The sequence below is a fragment of the Gardnerella sp. c10Ua_244 genome, from assembly GCF_055818055.1.
On sequence record NZ_JARFVS010000003.1, the window covers coordinates 1 to 19,633 of the forward strand.

Consider the following 19,633-nt stretch of genomic DNA (forward strand, 5'->3'; position numbering starts at 1 on the left):
ATATCAGCAACAAACCAAGTCATGTGAGAAGCAGCAAGACGAGTAAGACCAGACACTTGAGTCGAAAGACTATCCAGCTGCTCTTTACGATTCGTACTCACACGAGCATAAATACCCACAGCATAATCCTTAATTACACGCTGAGGATGGATGACTATCACATCTTTATTTAGCTCATCTATCTTATCCATAGCCATCTCTCCCTATTTTTAGACTAACGAAACCTAGATTTCTTCTCCATGATAATTAGCCTAAACCTTATTTTCCCACTTCACAAGGTGGGTGCAAAGTGTGTGCACTTTTTAACGTTAACATCCTGTGCACTCGACCCTAAAGCGTTGATATCTTCCCTCAAACAGCCAAACTGCGCTCAAAAACCGCAAGAACACAGCTTAAAGCTGCTTCGCATTAAACCTTTTAACGATAGCCCTCGCTAAACCCTGCTACATAAGGGCAAAAATGCACCCACCTATTAAGCCTTTGACATCAATACGACACTCTCGACGTGGTGAGTGTTGGGATATATAGCACAGAAAGCAATAGTTTCAGAGTACAAAAGGAAAAGTTTCATTGCACACAAGAGTTAAGAAACTAGACCAAACATACATGCCAACAGATTTGCGCAAAGCTCATGACGAGCTAGATAAAATAGTAGATGTTGCTTTTGGTGCTACAAAGCCTTGCACTAATAACGACGAGCGCCTAGAAATTCTCTTCAAATCCTATATTCACATGACTAAGGAATGAATTTAATATAAACAAACCCACAAAACTAAAAACAAATCTGTAGTTTCTACAAGTCAGGATTTATATTAAGAAGTGTTGATTGCTGTTAGCAGAGGGTCACAAGTTTTGTGTGACCTTCTAGCATATTCATTCTTCTGAAACAATACGCAGTTGAATTGTGAAACTCGTAACTGAACCTTTTATCCACATAGTTCGAAAAAAATATTGCTTTTTTTTTTAAGTGAATAAACTTTATTGTGCTGTATGCAAATTTTGGGGCTGACTCTAATTTTGCATAATTTTCAAATCGAATTAAGAAAGGAAGAAAGATGAATGGGGAGAATATGGAAATGCCTCCAGTGAATAATGATAACAATAACAAGCATTTGAGTGGGCTTGGAATATCTGCGCTTGTATTGGGTATTATTAGCATTGTATTTTCTGTAGTTCCAATTATTAACAATTTGTGCATAGTGTTGGGAGTTCTAGCAATAGTTTTTGCTGGATGCTCTTGGAAATCAACTGGTAAAAAAGGACACAAGCGTGGTCATGGAATGGTAATCGCTGGTCTTGTTCTAGGTATCCTTTCAATAGTAATTACTTTATCTATGCAAGCAAGTTTTAGTGCTTCTATAGATAAAGCTAAGTCTGGCTTAGATAAAGCAAGTAAAAAGCTAGACAATATGGCAAAAGGTATTGCCAATGAGAATGCTAAAGAGATGAAGATTCAAGTTAAGGGCACTGCTCCAACTGATATTAACTTATTAGTTTCTGGTTCTAACAGCAATGAAAGCACAAATAATGGTGTTTGGGAGAAAGTCTTTACTGGCAAGGATGCTCAAAAGGATTGGACAATCATGGCATCGCCAAAAATAGACGTTGATAATCCAACGCCAGACAATTACAAAGTTGAATGTTCAATTACTGTTGATGGCAAAGAAGTGTCTCATAAGAGCGCAACTGGAACTTCTGCTAATGTAATGTGCACTGCGTCTGACATAACTGCTAAGTAATTTATACGTTTTTATAAAATTTATTCAAACAAAAAGCCCGACGAGTTTACGCGCCGGGCTTTTAGTGTATTCAGTTAGTTATTGTGTAACTTTACTTATTCTTATTGCTATCTTCTTTAGCTGCGCTATCTTCAGACTTATTATCCTCAGATTTATTTTCTTCAGACTTATTTTCTTCAGTAGCAACAGCAGCAGTTGTGTCTATTGTCTCAAACTTTTCGCCTTTAATTGTGAACTCCCCCAGCAATCCTTCGCCTTCAGCATCCACCTTAATGTGTTCGCCGTCAGAAAGTTCACCAAGCAAAATCTTTTCAGAAATAGTATCCTCAATATCTCGCTGAATTACGCGACGCAACGGACGTGCACCAAGCAAAGGATCGAAGCCTTTCTGTGCAAGCAAATTCTTAGCGGCATCCGTAATTTCTAGAGACATGTGACGATCAAACAGCCTGTCGTTAAGCAACTTCACGTCCATGTCAACAATTTGACGAACTTCTGGCTCCGTAAGCTGACGGAACACAATAGTGTCGTCCAAACGGTTTAAGAACTCTGGACGGAAATGACGCTTAAGCTCAGAATTAACCTGATCTTTCATGCGCTGATACGTGGAATCAGCGTTATTTCCAAGTGTAAAGCCAGTGTTTGCAGCCTTCGCAATATCGCGAGTACCAAGATTGGTGGTAAGAATAATAATCGTATTCTTGAAGTCCACTTTTCTACCCTGACCGTCTGTTAAGTGACCGTCATCGAGTACCTGCAAAAGCGTGTTGAAAATATCTGGATGAGCTTTTTCAATCTCGTCGAAAAGCACCACAGAGAATGGCTTTCTGCGAACTTTTTCAGTAAGCTCGCCACCTTCTTCATATCCAACATATCCAGGAGGAGCACCGAAAAGCCTAGACGCAGCATACTTTTCTGCAAACTCTGACATGTCAACTCTGATTAAGGCATTATCGTCATCAAACAAGAAGTTTGCAAGCGCCTTGGCAAGCTCAGTTTTACCAACTCCAGTAGGACCAGCAAAAATAAACGATCCAGAAGGACGTTTAGGATCCTTCAAACCAACTCGAGCACGACGAATCGAGCGAGCTAAAGCAGACACAGCTTCATCTTGACCAACAATACGCTTGTGAAGTTCAGATTCCATTTGAAGAAGCTTCTGTGATTCCGCTTGAGTAAGCTTTACTACAGGAATGCCTGTAGTGCTTGAAACAACGGAAGCAATCATGTCTTCATCAACAACCATCTTGACGTTAGACTCGCCTTCGCGCCAAGCCTTTTCCTTCTCTGCAGCTTCATTCTCAAGCTTTTCTTGATCGTCGCGAAGATTGGCAGCTTCTTCAAAATCTTGCTGCTTGATTGCTTCATCTTTCTTTTCGGAAATCTTAGCAATCTTATGGTTTAATTCTTTGAGCTCAGGCGGCTGAGTCAAGCGCTTAATACGCAAGCGCGCACCAGCTTCATCAATAAGATCAATAGCCTTATCTGGAAGGTGACGATCTTGAATGTAACGATCAGAAAGCTCAGCAGAAGACTGTAAAGCTCCATCGGTAATAGTTACATGATGGTGATTTTCGTAGCGAGAACGCAATCCTTTAAGAATCTCGATAGTTTCAGCAATTGTAGGTTCTGGAACTTGAATCGGCTGGAAACGACGCTCCAAAGCAGCATCTTTTTCAATATACTTGCGATACTCGTCAGTAGTAGTAGCACCAATTGTCTGTAGCTCTCCACGCGCAAGCATTGGTTTAAGCATATCGGATGCACCAAGAGCTCCATCAGCAGAACCTGCTCCAACAATAGTGTGAATCTCATCAATAAAAAGCACAATATCTCCGCGTGTTTTAATTTCTTTAAGCACTTTTTTCAAGCGCTCTTCGAAATCGCCACGGTAGCGAGATCCTGCAATCATTGAACCTAAGTCTAGAGAATAAACTTGCTTATTTTTTAACGTTTCCGGCACATCGCCTTCAACGATTTTCTGTGCGAGACCTTCTACAACTGCAGTCTTACCAACTCCAGGCTCTCCAATAAGCACAGGATTATTCTTCGTGCGTCGGCTAAGTACAACCATAACGCGTTCAATTTCTTCAGAACGACCTATAACAGGATCAAGCTTTCCTTCTTGAGCTTCAAATGTTAAATTGCGTCCAAATTGATCAAGAAGAGCAGAGCCGGATTGATTTCGCTTATCTTGCACACTTCCAGCATTAGCTAACTCGCCCTTCTCGCTACCATTAGGAGCATTATCTCCACGAATTAAATCAACAGTAGTGCTTCGCAAGTCTCCAAGATCAACTTCCATCTTTATAAGTACTTGCGTGCCCACACCTTCGCCTTCGCGTATAAGCCCTAGCAAAATATGCTCAGTACCAATATAACTGTGACCAAGCTGAAGAGCTTCGCGCAAACTCAGTTCAAGCACTTGCTTAGCGTGAGGCGTAAAAGGAATATGACCAGCAGGCGAAACAGTGCCTTTGCCGATCATCTCTTCAACCTGTTTGCGAGTGCCTTCTAGGCCTACACCTTTTGAGCTTAACGCTTTCGCGGCAATGCCCTCACCTTCGCGAATAAGCCCGAGCAAAATATGCTCAGTACCAATATAATTGTGCTGAAGTGAGCGAGCCTCTTCCTGAGCTAGCACAATCACGCGTCGTGCGCGATCAGTGAACCGTTCAAACATAACTGCCTTCCGTTCTTTTCCTTCATTCCATGGTAACGAGTCGCCATGACGCGAAGCGTCGTATATATTTATTCATTCGTACAGCATTCCATAGCATCACAATAATCATGAATGATGAACCTAAATATTCATATTCTCGTTTCTTGCATAATTACTTATGTTGTCTGCGAGATTTTCTTTTATATAATCGCATTGATGTGGATGCTCTAGTTTTTGAAGTGTCTTCAGATTCTTGTGACTCTTCCACTTTTCCTGTTAACGGTATTTCTTCTGTAACAGAATTTTCGTCTACTAAGTTTACTTCTGAAGAATCAGGATAATCTGTATCTTTTTGGGATTTTTCAAATTTTTCAGATTCATTAGCTACAGTCTCTTCAATTTTTTCAGTTTGATTTTCAACTTCAATTTCGCGATTTTTGTCATCATTATTTTCATATGATTTTTCGTCAATAGTTGAATTGTCTATTAAATCAGATTCAGATAAATTATTTTGTTCATCTTTGTCTGTTGAGGCTTCTTTTTTGTTGCGCAATTTTGAATCTAATTTTCTGCGCTTACGACGATGCATCTTACTGTCTTCGATTGCTTCCTCAATAAGCTCAACGTCTGCTCGCTCATCTCGTGGAGCTTGTTGCAAAATGTCAATATGATAATCGTCGTATGCAGGTTCAGATTGAATCCAAAGCTGCGATGGCTCAGGTGGTTCAATGTCAGAATGCTCACCACAAGCATGATCAAGCGATACAACTCGCCCATCGTCTGGGCTCCACATGTTTGCGCATACGCCAAACATAGAGCCTAAACTTCCAGCTAGAGGAATGAGGAATCCGCATGATGAACATGCTTTGCCATCGGCAATTTTTGTAGATAACGACTTTGGGCCATGTTGACCTGCGTACCAGCGTTTAGCTGTTTGCGAAATTGCTTCCGCAGTCATTACTCGTCTGCGAGACAGTCTTAGCGTTGAAACAGCTTCTTCAAGATCTTCGTCAAAATCATTATTTGCATCGCAAGATTCTTGATTTTGATTAATATCTTTTTCTGCGTTTGCGTTTGTGTCTGCATCTTCTTCGCTAGTATTAGCTTTAGCGTCATCTTCAGTTTTAGACTCAGAATAATCATCTGAATTTGCTGATTCTATATTCTTTTCAGAATTATTATCATCAATATTATTTACTTGACGGAAGCCATCTTCTAGTCGAGAATCGTCTTCAGATGTGCCAATAGAGTCCATTACAGAAAGATCACTTGGTTTCAAGCGGTCTTTCCACGGAATCCATGGTGGTGAAAGCAAAGAATTTTCAGTAGGAACAAGCGTTGATTCGTTCACGGTCCAACGTTGCGTTTCTTCATCATGATACAACGTAACTGACCACTGCCAGCCTTCATACCCAACTAAATTGCTTACGAAACGAAAGTCTGTAACTCCGTCGCCAAGCTCTATAGAAGATACAAAATCTCCTACTGCATCAGTACGTTCTGAAGTTTCCACAGCTATACTTCTAGCTAGTTCTTGTGGATCCATCACTTCATCAGTCATAAATAATATTCCAGACACTATTCCTGAACGTCAAAATTATCTGCCACTGCACGCAACAATGTAGCAAGTTTTTTGCTTTCAACAGTTGATGGGTAATGACGTCGACGCAAACCATTACCAGCAGAATCAAGAAGCTTAATAAGATCTTCTACAATAGCTGCCATATCTTCGGCTTTAGGACGAGTAGCCTTTACAAGCGATGGTGCTGTTGCAATAACATTCAAGCCCATAGCCTGTGGTCCTTTGCGACCTTCAATTACAGAAAACTCAACTCGTGTACCCTTGTGTAAAGTTTTTACAGTAACTGGCAATGCTGCTGCTGGCAAGAAAACATCCTTACCATCATCTCCAACAATAAAGCCGTACCCCTTCTGCGTATCGTACCAACGCACGCGCCCATTGGGCATAACACACCTCACTCCAAATAATTCTCATTTCGCACGCTGAAGTGCACAAGGCATAAAGTATCAGCATATGCGATAGGTTTATAGATAGTGTACCAAATATTGTTATTACTTGTTTCCTTATTACATTGTAGCGCATACACGCGGGCAATAAAATTTTTTTAACCTACGCAAGTGTTGCTAATGCCAATATTTTAATCGTTAACAATTTTAGAAGGCTCATCGATTTCATTAACTGGCAGAACTACAGTAAGAGTTAGGCCATGAGCTTTAACATCTATTTGCTCAGACCCATCCATAGTGTCATCAAGATTAGTTTTAGAATTGGTCGATGCTTCTAATGGAGAAGATATAGTTGCGCAAATAAAACCATGATGCGCTTTTACTACAGATTGCGCAATTGCCATACCCAAGCCAGTTCCACCTTTTTCTCTAGCTCTTGATGGGTCAGCAATATAGAAACGCTCAAAAATTCTAGACAATGATTCTTCTGGAACTCCAGGGCCATGGTCAACAACTCGAATTACAGCATACTTATGACCCGTATCAGTAGATTGGCTGACTTCCGCTGCTTCCAAAAACTCCTTCAGTGATTCTTTTACAGAAGGTAATTTAGATAATTCATTTGGAGTTATAGACGCCTTCATAACTCCTACTGCAATTTCTACAGGAGAATCAACAGGGGTGTATCTATGAATATTTCCTACGATATTTGTCATTACTTGGCGTAATCTAGCACCATCACCGAGTAGCGTAACAGTTGGAAGTGTACCAACATGGAATTGGAGCTTACGCTCAAAATCGCAATTTGTGCAACTCATAAGCTTCCACTCATCCGAAATAGTTAAATAGCCTTGTTGAACGGATCTAGCAGGATCAAGAGCATGTAGATCATTAGCCGCGTCAGAAAGTATTGGAGATAAGCTAACTTGCTGTGAAATATTAATTCCACGACCCTCATCAAAACGCGCCAAAGAAAGCAAATCTTCTACTAGTTCAGTCATTCTCTCGCTAGAAGCCTTAATGTGGGCAATAGAGTCATCTGCTCTCTCCTGCTCTCCTGGCATGTTGCGCCACATTGTATATAACTCAGCATATCCATGAATTGCAGCTAATGGAGTACGTAATTCATGACTTGCATCTGAAACGAATCGCTTCATTTTTTCTGTCATATCTTCTTGCTCATTAAATCCTCTTTCAATACGAGCAAGCATAGAGTTAAGAGAAGCTGCTAAAGATCCAACCTCAGTATTTTCAGGAGCAGATGGAACTCGTTTGCTTAAATCTCCAGAAGCAATTTTTGAAGCTGTTTTTTCAATTCGTTTTAACGGTCTTAAAGCTGATTGAATAATAATTGCTGAAAATACTGCTCCAAACAAAATAACTGCAATACTCACCATTATACAGTAACGAGTAAGTGTGCTAACGGTATCAATTTGATCGCTAAGAGATAAAGCAATATAGACATAACCGCTAACACTTAACTCTGAATTATAGCTATTTTTTTGACCCCACGTTAATACTAAAACTCTCCATGGAGCTGTTGCAGCCTTTTTAGTGATTGCATCGACTTTATTAGTATTCCCCTTGACAATTGCAGGTGCTGTGTAAGGCTTGTGGGTAACAATTTTTTTACTATCAAAACCGTCTGCAGGAAGTTTAGGAACCGAAACAACCGATCCTTTAATTGGTATTAATGGAGTAGAAATAATTTTATTATGCGTATCTCTAACTTGCATAAAGTAATTATTTGGACCTACTGAAGATTGATTTGAGTTTTTCATGCGCAATGAATCAACATTGTCATAAACAAATTGCGCTTGACTTGCTAATTGTACATCAGTTTTTTCTAGCAAATAATTTCCTACGAGCTGCTGAATTGATAGTGATATGCAAAAAGCGGCTACAGTTAAAATAGCAAGAGTACATGCAACTAAACGCGTACTCACTGGTATTGCATTTATGCGACGACGTAGCCAGCAGGTTTTACGAGGCTTTTTGTTTTTTTTGTTATTTTCACTTAGCTCTATCGCAACACTTTTTCCAGCAGTTCTAACATCTGAATCATCTTTAGAGTTATTATTTGTGCTGTTGCTAATAGTTGATTCAGCGTTATTGTAGTTATTATTACTAGATTGCATGATCAGGCTTGACCTGCCTTAGGCTCTCGAATCATATAACCGATGCCACGTTTAGTTTCAATAAGAGGAACTACTTTTTGCTGTTTTCCTGAATCATCAGTAATTTCAATGCCATCAATCTTCTTTCTTAAATAAGAAATATAAGATTCAACGATTGCTGCGTCTCCGCCCCAATCGTACTGCCATACGTGATTCAAAATCTGGCTTTTTGACAGAACTCGACCTTCATTGTCCATAAGATAATGAAGTAGTTTGTATTCAGTTGGGCTAAGTTCGATTGGCACGCCGCATCGAGTTACGTCATGAGAATCCTCGTTAATCTCAAGATCCGCAACTTTTATAATATGAGTTTCTTCATCAGGTTCTTGTGTTCTGCGAAGAATTGCTCGTATTCTTGCCACTACTTCTTCCAAGCTGAATGGCTTTGTAACGTAGTCATCTCCACCAACGGTTAGACCCATAATTTTATCTTGTGTATCGTCTCTTGCAGTTAGGAACAATACAGGAACTTTAATTCCATTTTGACGAATACGCCTCGTAACAGTAAAACCATCAATATCTGGGAGCATAACATCCATAACGATAAGATTTGGATTTACTCGTTCAATTACTTCAACAGCTTCTGAGCCGGATGCAGCAGTTTCTACTTCAAACCCAGCAAAATGCAAAGATGCTACCAAAAGTTCACGGATTGATGGCTCGTCATCGACCACGACAATAGATGCTTCAACGTTCTTACTCATATTGATTAGCATCACTTATCAAGCTGAATGTTTCCTGAATAATTGCTGAAAATAAAACAAGTTATCGAATATTTTTGTCTACCTGTGACGAGCGTGCCTTCTACGAGCTTTTCTAACACCAGCAAGTATTTGACGTTGTATGCGATTCTTTCTAAACAGAATAATCGCGACTATTGAGAATAATGCCAACAATATTAATAGCATAATAATTGTAGAAATAAGACTTGCAGAAGAAGTTGTTGACGTACGTTTTGCACGCATTATTTGTTTCATCATCATTATTGCAGATTGATCCCAATGCGTTCCAGTTGTGCTTACTAATGGCTTATAAGCTGCATCGGATAACGAGTCTACAGTATTTTTATTTTTGAGCCATTCATCGGAATTAGGCGAAACAGCTACAACTAATCTTCCATCATGAGTTGCTACTGTAAGCAGCACAGTATTTTTAGCTGGAAGCGTACTAATCAACAAATCACTAGCCCATTTTGATGGATTTTTTGTATTTCCAAAAGTAGACAAATATAAGAGCCTAACATTTACTCCTGTACGCTTTTTTGTTGTCTCAATCATGTCAGCAACTTTACTGACAGAATCCCCAAGCAAATTTTCTGTGTCTGTTATTGAGTCTGTTGCAACTATTCCAGAATTTTGCTCATTACTTTCAGCATATGCATTAATTGTATTTACTCTATTTAAAGGTGAAAATATGAGCGAATTTATTGGAAGAGTTGGAAGAATAAAAGAAAAACTAAATAAAAATGCCATTAATAAAAGCAATACGCGTTTAGCTAAAAATAGTTTTGAATGAGAATGCTGGTAGTTAAAATTTGCAATACGCGTGCAAGCTAAGCTTTTAACCACATTGGTGCATAAATCTTTTTCGTAGTTTTTTGATGGCATATATTCATAATAGCGTGACATCACACAAGTAAAAGTAGCATTATAAAAATCTTTGCTTAATTTATTTGGAATGTTTCGCAAAATAATTTATAAAAAGCGTTTATTTAGACGCAAAACAAATGGAGGGGAAATATGGCACAATTTCGAGTTGATTCAGAGCAAATTCAGCAGGCTGCGGCAGCCGTTGGAACCTCGGTTAGTGCAATTAGAGATGCAGTCAACGGGATGTATACCAATTTACAGCAATTGCAGAGCGTGTGGACTGGATCGGCGGCTACACAATTTGCGTCGACCGCTCAGCAGTGGCGAGCGGCGCAACAACAAATGGAACAATCATTAGAAGCAATTCAGCAAGCTATGCAACATGCGTCAGGAGTGTATCTTGATGCGGAAGCTCAAGCTACTTCCCTATTTGGAATGGGCTGAATAGTCTGAATAATCTAATGAAATATAAATGGCGGTATACTTTATTTGTGAGCATACCGCCATTTACTATGAGCTATTCAGCTATAAAATTTTTACAACTTTTAATTTAGTAGCCCATGTCGGCACCAGCTTGTGGTGCTGCAGCTGGTTTTTCTGGCTTGTTAGCAACCACAGCTTCAGTGGTTAAGAACAAACCTGCAATAGAAGCAGCGTTCTGTAGAGCAGAACGAGTTACCTTAACTGGGTCAGTAACGCCAGCAGCCATCAAATCTTCGTAAGTGTTGGTTGCAGCGTTGAAGCCTTCGCCTTCTGGAAGCTCACGCACCTTGTTGAGCACAACATCTCCAGAAACGCCAGAGTTCTGAGCAATCTGCTTGATTGGAGCTTCTACAGCGCGGAACACGATTGCAGCACCCGTCGCTTCTTCGCCCTTAAGCTCTGTGATTGCTTGAGACTTTTCAATCTTTGCAGCAGCCTGAACCAAAGCTACGCCACCGCCTGGAAGCAAACCTTCCTCAATAGCAGCCTTAGCGTTACGAACTGCATCTTCAATACGATGCTTACGCTCCTTAGCTTCAACTTCAGTAGCAGCGCCAACCTTAATAACAGCAACGCCGCCAGCAAGCTTAGCAAGACGCTCCTGAAGCTTTTCGCGATCGTAATCGGAATCAGTGTTCTCGATTTCTGCGCGAATCTGAGCCACGCGAGCATCAACATCTTCCTTAGATCCAGCACCAGAAACGATAGTTGTTTCATCCTTAGAAACAATAACCTTAGCTGCGTGACCAAACACAGAAGCGTCGATAGAATCGAGCTTTAAGCCAAGGTCGTCAGAAACAACCTGTGCACCGGTCAAAATAGCCATATCTTGGAGCATAGCCTTACGACGATCGCCGAATCCTGGAGCCTTAACAGCAACAGTGTTGAAAGTGCCACGAATCTTGTTCAAAACAAGTGTTGGCAATGCTTCACCATCAACATCTTCAGCAATAATAAGCAATGGCTTGCCAGACTTCATAACAAGCTCAGCGATGTGGACAATATCCTGCTGGCTTGAAACCTTGCCAGAAGTGAGCAAAATGTATGGATCTTCAAGAACAGCAGTTTGATCGTCAGCGTTAGTGACGAAGTAAGGGGAAATATAGCCCTTATCAAAGCGCATACCTTCAGTGAAGTCCAAGTCAAGACCAAACTTGTTGTTGTCTTCAACTGTGACAACACCATCCTGACCGACCTTATCCAAAGCTTCAGCGATCTTTTCGCCAACTTCAGGATCAGCTGCAGAAATCGTAGCAGTAGCAGCAATCTGTTCCTTGGTCTCAACATCCTTTGCAGAAGCAAGCAATTCCTTGACGATTGCTTCAGCAGCCTTTTCGATGCCACGGCGAAGAGCGATTGGGTTGCTTCCTGCAACAACATTCTTCAAACCTTCATGCACCAAAGACTGTGCCAAAACAGTAGCAGTTGTAGTACCGTCGCCTGCAACATCATCAGTCTTCTTAGCTACTTCCTTAACAAGTTCGGCGCCAATACGCTCGTATGGATCTTCAAGATCGATTTCTTTAGCGATAGAAACGCCATCATTTGTGATAGTTGGTGCACCGTAAGTCTTATCTAATACAACGTTGCGACCCTTTGGACCAAGTGTAACTTTAACAGTGTCTGCAAGCTTATCCAAACCGGCGAGCATACCCTGACGGGCGTCTTCCTGGTAGGCAATAATCTTTGCCATAGTTCCTCCACATACGTTATTTATGAACTTTTCACTGCAATCTTGAGTAATAAGCCGTCAGCTGCTTATTATCACTCTCAAGGCTTGAGTGCTAATTTGAAGATTAGCACTCTATGTACCCGAGTGCCAACTTTTTTGGCGTTTATACATAAAAACCGGTTAGAAAATAATTCTAACCGGTTATTTTTATGCTAAAAATATTACTTGCAAAGCACAACTACAATCGGAGAAACGATTTGTTTTTCATTTTCGACAGCACTAATACCTAAAGTCTTTGCAATATCTTCAGCTGCAGCTTTTTGTGAATCGTCTTTATACCAAACAACAGACTCGCCTGGGACTTTACCAGTTGGATTTCCAGCTGTCACATTTGCGTATCCCGCTTGCTTTAACTTATCTGCGCCAGCAGCAGCATGACCGCTTATCTTGGTTGCGTTAAGAACTTTCACAGCAACTGATTTATCTAGTGAAGTTTGCGTCTTAGAATCATTTGCTGAATTATCCTTAGAGTCACCAGCATCTTTCCTATCTGATTTATTTTCTTCAGATTTATTATCGTCGTCATCTTCGCCTTCAGAAGATTTATCTTCGTCGCTTTTAACCGACTTTTTGTTTTCAGAAGTCTTAGAAGGCGATGCTGATTGAGATAATTGTTGCTGATGATTCCAAGGCAACGGAAGATGTGAGATTTCGCCAGAAGCGATAGCCCAAACCAAAACACCAACAACCGCTGCAACAATTAATGCAACAAAATAAGGAAGTATTACGGCATACCACGCAGGATTTCCACGATGAACTCCAATCGGTCCCTCTGGTGGCTCATCAAAAGCATCAGGCGTATACGACACGTTCTGATTATTTCGCGCCATAATTGCACTCCTTATAAAATCATTTAAACAATAATGAATCTATACTATCTAATGCTTAGCACAAAGCACAAATTTAGAAAATTTGATTGATTTCCTTTTATGGTATGCCTTGACATACAGTAGCAATATGAATCCTCAAAATATTAAACCTTTAAACGAGCTAATGGATCCTGATTGGGCTGAAGCATTAAAGCCAGTTGAGCCACAAATACGCGCAATGGGAGTATTTTTGCGAGAGCAGATAGAAAGCGGACATCATATTCTTCCTGCTAGCCACAACATTTTGCGTGCTTTTTCTATTCCACTAAAAAGCATTAAAGTTTTAATTGTTGGCCAGGATCCATATCCAACGCCGGGCCATCCAGTAGGCTTAAGTTTTTGCACAGCTGCAAAAGTGCGCCCACTGCCAAAAAGTCTCATAAACATTTATAAAGAATTAGTAAACGATTTAAGTGTAGAAACTCCAAAAAGTGGAGATCTAACACCGTGGACCAGGCAGGGTGTGATGCTTCTTAACAGATGTTTAACTGTTGAGGCCGGTAAGGCAAATAGCCACCAAGGAAAAGGTTGGGAGCCTGTAACCGATGCAGCTATTCGAGCATTAAACAATAGAACTGATTGCAATGGTAATCCATTGCCGCTTGTAGCTATTTTATGGGGTCGTAATGCGCAAAGTTTGGCTCCTTTGCTGACGAATGCAACTCTCATTACTTCAGCGCACCCAAGCCCTCTTTCTGCAATGCGAGGATTCTTTGGATCGCATCCATTTTCAAGAGCTAATCAGGCCTTAATTAATATGGGAGTTTCGCCAATTAATTGGTCCCTAGATTCTCAAGAAATCTAATTGTCTTAAATATTGCAAATTATCTTATAAAGACAATAAAAATGCCATTTTTGAACATGTCAGTACTGCATATCGGTTAAAATGTCTCTTATGGCATTATTTCCACCGCAACCACAGAAGAAACCGTTAACCGATAAAACTTCAATTGCTTCTAAGCTTGGCATTGGATCAGCTGTACCTCAACCGTCTGCTGTTTCTAATGCAAGTGCGCAAGTCACTGCAACTATTTCGAGTGATGACATACGTCGTTGTCAGCAAATTGCAAATATTTTGCGCGCGCGTTTTGCACAAACTTTAGTCGGTCAAGACGCTTTACGAGAGTCTCTTATTCTTACTCTTATTGCAGGCGGACACATTCTTATTGAATCAGTACCAGGTCTCGCAAAAACTACTGCTGCTCAAACTCTTGCAACAGCTATGTCAGGTAGTTTCCGTCGTGTGCAGTGTACTCCGGATTTAATGCCAGCAGATTTAGTTGGTACTCAAGTTTTTGATTTTGCTTCCCAACGTTTTATTACGCAAATTGGTCCTATCCATGCAAATGTTATTTTGTTGGATGAGATTAATCGCTCAAATGCAAAAACTCAATCTGCAATGCTTGAAGCTATGGCAGAAGGAGCAACAACTATTGGAGGCGAAAGAATTCCTCTGCCTCAACCATTTATGGTTATTGCTACGCAAAATCCAATTGAGGAAGAAGGAACATTTAATCTTCCAGAAGCCCAGATGGATCGTTTTATGGTAAAAGCAGTTATGACTTACCCTAATCCTGACGAGGAAGTTCGTATGCTGCAATTACTTACTCAACGAGGATCGGATGTCGTTGATCCTTCAAAGCTAAATACTCAACGCATAAGTTTGCAAGATGTTGTTTTTATGCGTACTGCAGCGCGTCATATACACGTTTCTGAAGCAGTTATGAAGTATGTAGTTGATCTTGTTGCCACTTCTCGCGGTGAAGGTACGCATCCACTTCCTACGATTAATTCATTGGTTCGTATGGGAGCTAGCCCGCGTGCATCAATTGCACTTATTCGTATTGCTCAAGCTCACGCTTTACTTTCTGGACGCGATTATGTGATACCTGAAGATATTAAATTGTTTGCGCATGAAGTGTTAAGGCATCGCATACTTTTAACTTTTGAAGCTTTAGCTGATTCTATTACTACAGATCAAGTAATTGATGCATTAGTTAAGACGGTTCCTGTGCCATGATGCGTACGAAGCGGTTAGTATTATCTGAACCTGCTAAAGCCGTGCGTCGCAAAATTGAGCTTTTGGATCAGCGAATTGATTTGCCTATTGCGCGTAAAGCTTTAGGCTTATTAGAGGGAGACCATCCTTCGCACAGGCGTTTTGGCACAGGTGATGTTATTGACATACACGCATGGCAGCCAGGAGATGAAGCTCGCATGATGAACTGGTCTGCGAGCGCTCGAACTGGACAGCCTATGGTGTCTTCTAGAGAGCGTACTTCGTCTTCTCATACTTGGATTGCTTTAGATACAAGCATAAATATGAATGGAACTTGTGTTTCTGGAGAATCTCTGTATGAAGTTGCGTCTAATTCTGCATGCTTTTTTGCGTCTTTGAGTTTAAAACGTCATGATGCTGTTTCGTTGTTGTGTGCAGATGGAAAAAATGTTATCAATGTTCATGCTGCTAGCAACTTTTCTGATTTTGAGCGAAATCTAGATTATACGTTGCTTAATACTCGTAAAAATACCAGAGATATTGATGCGTTGCTTACTTCGCTACTAAAAAATATTGACAATAATGGTCTGGTAGTTTTAATAACTGATGAGTATGCATTACAAGCTCATAACGCTGAATCTTTGCGCAAAATTACGCAAAACCATAAGCTTGTTGTTATTGTTATTTCTCCTATTAATCCTTTTGATTCTGCAATTGATTTGCAAATATTTGATGGAATTACTTTACGTAAAGTACCGGCGTTTTTGAAAAAAGAATCAAATAAAAATGAAGTTGAAGCTCGTAGAAATATTAGAATAAACGCTTTATACGATATGCTGCTTGGTGTTCAATCTTCAATAATTCATGGTTCTTCAAGTGAAGAAGTTTTCCATATTTCTGCGCAAAAAGTGAGCCGTACAAATTATCTTGCTGACTCATTTAGCAAGGAGGTTGAATAGAATGAGCCTGGAAGATATTCAAAAGCCTTTACATGATGAAACGCTTTTTTTAATACTACTTTCCGCATCGCTTGTTGTTATCTTTATTGCTTTTGCGGTTTTATATTTTTCTTTTAAAAAGCCAAAGAAATTAGCTGAAAGTAGCAATTCTACAGAAGCAGTTCACGTTCATAATGTAAACAAACAAGCTTGGCGTAAAGATATTGATGCGATTGTTGAGAAGTATCATAACAATGAACTTACTAAAGATCAGGCTTGTGCAAAATTGGCGTCTATTGCTAGATCTTATATTTCGAAGATGAGCGGTGAAGATATTCAAACTCACACTTTGGGAGAATTGGCTTCTTTGCGCTTGAAATGGCGCAATAAAAAAGGTGCTGATATGTTACGCCAAACAATATCTGCTTTGTATCCTCCAGAATTTGCTGATCGCAAAGCAAACGAGCAAGCGCGAAATACTACTGTTGAGCAGGCTGCTGAATGGGTTTTAGTATTGCTTGAAGGCTGGCAAACGAAGGACAAACGTTGATGAGTAATAATGTTTGGGGATACATATGGCCATGGAGATGGCAATGGCCATTGCTTTTTGTTGCAGGCGTTGTTGTTTCTGTAGCAATTTTTGCTGTCTTACTAATTTTAGATTCCATTCGTAGCAATATTTTAAAAAAGAAGTATAAGAGTCAAACTAGTAATATTACGCGAAAATTCTATACTTTTACTTTTGACAATGATCTACAAGGAACTACTACTAGTCATTCATGGTATATGTGGCGAATGTTTAGAAGGTTTGCTACGGCTGCATTGGTAGTATCTTTGTGCAGTGCGCTTGCTGTTGCTTCCAGGCCAGCACGAGTGTTTAATGCGAACGAGCAAGTTAGTTCTAGAGACATTGTTTTATGCTTAGACGTTTCAGGTTCTGCTCTACCATATGATCGCGAAGTAATTCAAGCGTATCTTAATTTTATTGAGCATTTTCAGGGTGAACGCATTGGATTGAGCATTTTTAACTCCACATCTAGGACAGTTTTTCCACTGACTGACGACTATCGATTGGCTAAAAAACAATTGCAATATGCTGCAAATTTGCTTGGCGGAGTTCAATCGCAAAGTCGCATTAATCGTTTACAACAACGTCAATATCAAGAAATTTCTGACTGGCTTGAAGGAACTCAAAATCGCAAAAACGCAACATCGCTTATTGGAGACGGTTTAGTTAGTTGCGCAGCAATGCTTCCAGGTTTTATTTATGGTTCTGCTCATAATAACCATAAAATACAAAGCCGTTTTAATAGAAGTTCTTCTATTGTTCTTGCTACAGATAATGTTGTTTCTGGAAAACAAACTTACTCATTAAAGCAAGCTTTAGATTTAACAAAGCAGGCTAAAATTACTGTCGATGGGTTATATTCTGGCGCAAAACAGAATGAGAATGATGACACTACATTAGAAATGAAACAGCTTATTGAATCTCATGGTGGAATTTTCCTGTCTCAACGCAATTCTGATTCCGTTATTAATTTAGTAAAAGAAATTGAAAAAAGACATACAGCAATTCCTCAAGGCGCTGCTCAGTCTGCATTTAGTGACGATCCTGGTCTTTGGGTTTTGTTTACTGTGTTTAGCGTTGTGATTTGGCTAGCTATTGCAAAGAGGATGAAGCGATGACAACAACACTATTTTCTGCTACTACCCTACTGTTTGCACACGCTAAAATTGAAGCTTCTGACACTTCTCAAGCAGGTCAGTTGGTTTTTTCTCCATCATATGGTTGGATTATTGCGATTATTGCAATATTGGTTTTGTTGGCAGCAATGTTTTTTGAAATTGTGCCTATACGCAGGAAACCTGAATCAAGTGATGAAACTTTTTGCATGAGATTAAGACGTATTGGCATATGTATAATGCTAATAATTTGCGTGCTATCTCCAAGTATTATGCGTTCAACTTTACAAAGAGCAGTAAATGCAACAAACGTGATTATTGCTCTAGATATAACAGGTTCAATGAGAGCAAAAGACGCTGATTATGCAAGAAATAGTAAGATTGAGCGTATTGAAGCAGCAAGGAATATTATTCATCAAATAACAAAATCCTATGCTAACTCAAGTTTTGCTGCTATTTCTTTTGGTGCTTCTACGTCTGTTGATGTCCCATTAACGCCTGATGCTAGAGCAGTTGACAATTGGATAAATACTCTACGAACTGAGCCAACTAGCGTAGCTACTGGAACTAGTCTTGACGCTCCTATAGATCAAACTTTGCTTACTGCAAAAACTATACATGATGCTCATCCAGATGATACAACAGTTTTGTATATTTTAAGCGACGGTGAGGAAACTACTCAACGAAAGCGCCGCACATTTTCATCGCTCAGAGCTTATATTACTAACGCATTTGTTATTGGAATAGGTTCATCTAAAGGAGCTAAAATACCTTTGGAAAAAACACAGCTGCAACTTGACGACTACAGCGAAGACAATACCTCTAATCAATGGGTTATTGATCCGGCTACAGGAAATCCTGGCATTTCAAAGCTCGATGAAAAGAACTTACGAAATATTGCCGATGAACTTAGCGGCAAGTATATGCGCTCATCTTTAAACGTAACATTTGGAGACGAAGCAAAACCAATTCTCTCACACCAATGGAGAATGAACGAGACAGCAAAACCTCGTTTGAGACCTGAACCAATTATTTGGCCGTTTGCAATATTTGCGTCGATACTTTTAATTTGGGAATTAATGTCGTGGTTTATAACTTCAAGGAAATTAGTATGAAGCACATATCTAGTCGCATAATTATTCGCATTGTTACATTCTTGTTCTTGATTATTGCGATATTCGTAGCGTATTTTGCTATCGTAAATTGGAGAGCACAATACGCGTATAATACTGCTACGGATAGCCTTATTTCTAACATAAAATCTGCTAAGAGTATCGATAGCGACAAGAATGTGCTTTTAACTCAGCAACAGCAAACTGATGCGCAATTTGATGATGCTAAATCTCAAGAAATGATACTGCTTCCTCAACTTCGAAATAGTATTGACAAAAATGCTGAATTATCACGAAAGTTAACAGAAAAATTAAAGCAGAATCAAAACAATACTAATAAGCAACAGAAACCGAAAAAGCATAACAATCATTTTAAAAACGATAATTCTAACAATTCTTCTAAAGATAAAAAGCAGTCAGATTCGTCTAAGCCTCAATTGAGCAATGCTCAGCGCAATAAAGTTGAAAACTTGCTAAAACAGAACGATCATGTGGATTCTCAATCTTCACAGAATCAAGAAGACCAGCAAGGTTTAGAAAAGACAGAAAAACGTACTAAAACTGATGAAAGCAGCAATAAGCCTTGGTAATTAAATCTTCAACGATTATCTATAAGCGAAGCAATAAGCATTAATAACCTTTTAACCACATTGAATATTTTTTAGTGACTTTTCATTAATAA

Annotated in this window: 18 protein-coding genes and 1 pseudogene; 10 read left to right on the forward strand and 9 right to left on the reverse strand. The window is 39.6% G+C overall.

The genetic code is table 11. From position 1 onward, the window contains the following. Nucleotides 1–191, reverse strand: a pseudogene (locus P0108_RS05435) (recombinase family protein); the annotation flags it as partial. Nucleotides 192–570: 379 nt separating this feature from the next. Here P0108_RS05435 and P0108_RS05440 point away from each other — a divergent pair. Together P0108_RS05440 and P0108_RS05445 are read left to right on the forward strand one after the other, a co-directional pair. Next, the gene (locus tag P0108_RS05440) at nt 571–747 is read left to right on the forward strand and encodes a type IIL restriction-modification enzyme MmeI (RefSeq protein ID WP_231130929.1); all 177 of its coding nucleotides are present in this window, start codon (nt 571–573) and stop codon (nt 745–747) included. A 308-nt stretch (nt 748–1,055) separates the two neighbouring features. Continuing rightward, nucleotides 1,056–1,739: a DUF4190 domain-containing protein gene (locus P0108_RS05445; protein WP_102704484.1), complete on the forward strand. Its 684-nt coding sequence runs from the start codon at nt 1,056–1,058 to the stop codon at nt 1,737–1,739. A gap of 91 nt (nt 1,740–1,830) precedes the next feature. Here P0108_RS05445 and P0108_RS05450 read toward each other — a convergent pair whose 3' ends face one another. The 6 genes from P0108_RS05450 to P0108_RS05475 all read right to left on the reverse strand — a co-directional run bounded on the left by P0108_RS05450 (nt 1,831) and on the right by P0108_RS05475 (nt 10,234). After that, the gene (locus P0108_RS05450) at nt 1,831–4,422 is read right to left on the reverse strand and encodes an ATP-dependent Clp protease ATP-binding subunit (protein ID WP_064621420.1); all 2,592 of its coding nucleotides are present in this window, start codon (nt 4,420–4,422) and stop codon (nt 1,831–1,833) included. A 151-nt stretch (nt 4,423–4,573) separates the two neighbouring features. Continuing rightward, a complete protein-coding gene (locus P0108_RS05455) occupies nt 4,574–5,962 on the reverse strand; it encodes a DUF3027 domain-containing protein (protein WP_174182768.1) in 1,389 nt (462 codons plus the stop codon). 17 nt (nt 5,963–5,979) lie between these two features. After that, nucleotides 5,980–6,369, reverse strand: a complete 390-nt coding sequence (locus P0108_RS05460; RefSeq protein ID WP_064621422.1) for a cold-shock protein — start codon at nt 6,367–6,369, stop codon at nt 5,980–5,982. A 191-nt stretch (nt 6,370–6,560) separates the two neighbouring features. Continuing rightward, nucleotides 6,561–8,507, reverse strand: coding sequence for a sensor histidine kinase (locus tag P0108_RS05465; RefSeq protein WP_473730848.1), 1,947 nt, complete (start codon nt 8,505–8,507; stop codon nt 6,561–6,563). A gap of 2 nt (nt 8,508–8,509) precedes the next feature. Beyond that, entirely contained in the window at nt 8,510–9,250 is a 741-nt protein-coding gene (locus tag P0108_RS05470) for a response regulator transcription factor (protein ID WP_004111521.1), read from the reverse strand. A 78-nt stretch (nt 9,251–9,328) separates the two neighbouring features. After that, nucleotides 9,329–10,234, reverse strand: coding sequence for a hypothetical protein (locus P0108_RS05475; RefSeq protein ID WP_082915432.1), 906 nt, complete (start codon nt 10,232–10,234; stop codon nt 9,329–9,331). A gap of 51 nt (nt 10,235–10,285) precedes the next feature. Between P0108_RS05475 and P0108_RS05480 the strand changes: the two genes are divergently transcribed. Beyond that, complete coding sequence (locus P0108_RS05480; protein ID WP_004111519.1) at nt 10,286–10,579, forward strand: WXG100 family type VII secretion target; 294 nt, start codon at nt 10,286–10,288, stop codon at nt 10,577–10,579. 106 nt (nt 10,580–10,685) lie between these two features. Here P0108_RS05480 and groL read toward each other — a convergent pair whose 3' ends face one another. Both groL and P0108_RS05490 read right to left on the reverse strand, forming a co-directional pair. Then, nucleotides 10,686–12,311 carry a chaperonin GroEL gene (gene groL / locus P0108_RS05485; protein ID WP_012914136.1) on the reverse strand — a complete coding sequence of 542 codons (1,626 nt, stop codon included), beginning with the start codon at nt 12,309–12,311 and terminating at the stop codon, nt 10,686–10,688. 200 nt (nt 12,312–12,511) lie between these two features. Beyond that, nucleotides 12,512–13,180, reverse strand: coding sequence for a LytR C-terminal domain-containing protein (locus tag P0108_RS05490; protein WP_064621425.1), 669 nt, complete (start codon nt 13,178–13,180; stop codon nt 12,512–12,514). Nucleotides 13,181–13,307: 127 nt separating this feature from the next. Between P0108_RS05490 and P0108_RS05495 the strand changes: the two genes are divergently transcribed. The 7 genes from P0108_RS05495 (at nt 13,308) to P0108_RS05525 (ending at nt 19,541) form a co-directional block, all read left to right on the forward strand. After that, nucleotides 13,308–14,024, forward strand: coding sequence for a uracil-DNA glycosylase (locus P0108_RS05495; protein WP_473730849.1), 717 nt, complete (start codon nt 13,308–13,310; stop codon nt 14,022–14,024). A gap of 90 nt (nt 14,025–14,114) precedes the next feature. Continuing rightward, complete coding sequence (locus tag P0108_RS05500; RefSeq protein WP_064621433.1) at nt 14,115–15,239, forward strand: AAA family ATPase; 1,125 nt, start codon at nt 14,115–14,117, stop codon at nt 15,237–15,239. Next, the gene (locus P0108_RS05505) at nt 15,236–16,177 is read left to right on the forward strand and encodes a DUF58 domain-containing protein (protein ID WP_064621427.1); all 942 of its coding nucleotides are present in this window, start codon (nt 15,236–15,238) and stop codon (nt 16,175–16,177) included. Before P0108_RS05500 ends, P0108_RS05505 begins: the two co-directional genes overlap by 4 nt. Before the next feature lies 1 nt (nt 16,178). After that, nucleotides 16,179–16,706, forward strand: a complete 528-nt coding sequence (locus P0108_RS05510) for a hypothetical protein (protein ID WP_004106752.1) — start codon at nt 16,179–16,181, stop codon at nt 16,704–16,706. Then, complete coding sequence (locus tag P0108_RS05515) at nt 16,706–17,842, forward strand: vWA domain-containing protein (RefSeq protein ID WP_064621428.1); 1,137 nt, start codon at nt 16,706–16,708, stop codon at nt 17,840–17,842. The genes P0108_RS05510 and P0108_RS05515 overlap by 1 nt, the downstream gene beginning before the upstream one ends. After that, on the forward strand, nt 17,839–18,954 hold the full coding sequence (locus P0108_RS05520; protein WP_064621429.1) for a vWA domain-containing protein: 1,116 nt from the start codon (nt 17,839–17,841) through the stop codon (nt 18,952–18,954). Before P0108_RS05515 ends, P0108_RS05520 begins: the two co-directional genes overlap by 4 nt. After that, nucleotides 18,951–19,541 carry a DUF6466 family protein gene (locus P0108_RS05525; RefSeq protein WP_064621430.1) on the forward strand — a complete coding sequence of 197 codons (591 nt, stop codon included), beginning with the start codon at nt 18,951–18,953 and terminating at the stop codon, nt 19,539–19,541. The genes P0108_RS05520 and P0108_RS05525 overlap by 4 nt, the downstream gene beginning before the upstream one ends. Nucleotides 19,542–19,633: the final 92 nt, after the last annotated feature.

What these genes read in the sequence shown, in the direction of transcription:
- P0108_RS05445 (WP_102704484.1), top strand. Translation starts at nt 1,056, where the DNA reads ATGAATGGGGAGAATATGGAAATGCCTCCAGTGAATAATGATAACAAT.
- P0108_RS05450 (WP_064621420.1), bottom strand. Translation starts at nt 4,422, where the DNA reads ATGTTTGAACGGTTCACTGATCGCGCACGACGCGTGATTGTGCTAGCT.
- P0108_RS05455 (WP_174182768.1), bottom strand. Translation starts at nt 5,962, where the DNA reads ATGACTGATGAAGTGATGGATCCACAAGAACTAGCTAGAAGTATAGCT.
- P0108_RS05460 (WP_064621422.1), bottom strand. Translation starts at nt 6,369, where the DNA reads ATGCCCAATGGGCGCGTGCGTTGGTACGATACGCAGAAGGGGTACGGC.
- P0108_RS05465 (WP_473730848.1), bottom strand. Translation starts at nt 8,507, where the DNA reads ATGCAATCTAGTAATAATAACTACAATAACGCTGAATCAACTATTAGC.
- P0108_RS05470 (WP_004111521.1), bottom strand. Translation starts at nt 9,250, where the DNA reads ATGAGTAAGAACGTTGAAGCATCTATTGTCGTGGTCGATGACGAGCCA.
- P0108_RS05480 (WP_004111519.1), top strand. Translation starts at nt 10,286, where the DNA reads ATGGCACAATTTCGAGTTGATTCAGAGCAAATTCAGCAGGCTGCGGCA.
- groL (WP_012914136.1), bottom strand. Translation starts at nt 12,311, where the DNA reads ATGGCAAAGATTATTGCCTACCAGGAAGACGCCCGTCAGGGTATGCTC.
- P0108_RS05490 (WP_064621425.1), bottom strand. Translation starts at nt 13,180, where the DNA reads ATGGCGCGAAATAATCAGAACGTGTCGTATACGCCTGATGCTTTTGAT.
- P0108_RS05495 (WP_473730849.1), top strand. Translation starts at nt 13,308, where the DNA reads ATGAATCCTCAAAATATTAAACCTTTAAACGAGCTAATGGATCCTGAT.
- P0108_RS05500 (WP_064621433.1), top strand. Translation starts at nt 14,115, where the DNA reads ATGGCATTATTTCCACCGCAACCACAGAAGAAACCGTTAACCGATAAA.
- P0108_RS05505 (WP_064621427.1), top strand. Translation starts at nt 15,236, where the DNA reads ATGATGCGTACGAAGCGGTTAGTATTATCTGAACCTGCTAAAGCCGTG.
- P0108_RS05510 (WP_004106752.1), top strand. Translation starts at nt 16,179, where the DNA reads ATGAGCCTGGAAGATATTCAAAAGCCTTTACATGATGAAACGCTTTTT.
- P0108_RS05515 (WP_064621428.1), top strand. Translation starts at nt 16,706, where the DNA reads ATGAGTAATAATGTTTGGGGATACATATGGCCATGGAGATGGCAATGG.
- P0108_RS05520 (WP_064621429.1), top strand. Translation starts at nt 17,839, where the DNA reads ATGACAACAACACTATTTTCTGCTACTACCCTACTGTTTGCACACGCT.
- P0108_RS05525 (WP_064621430.1), top strand. Translation starts at nt 18,951, where the DNA reads ATGAAGCACATATCTAGTCGCATAATTATTCGCATTGTTACATTCTTG.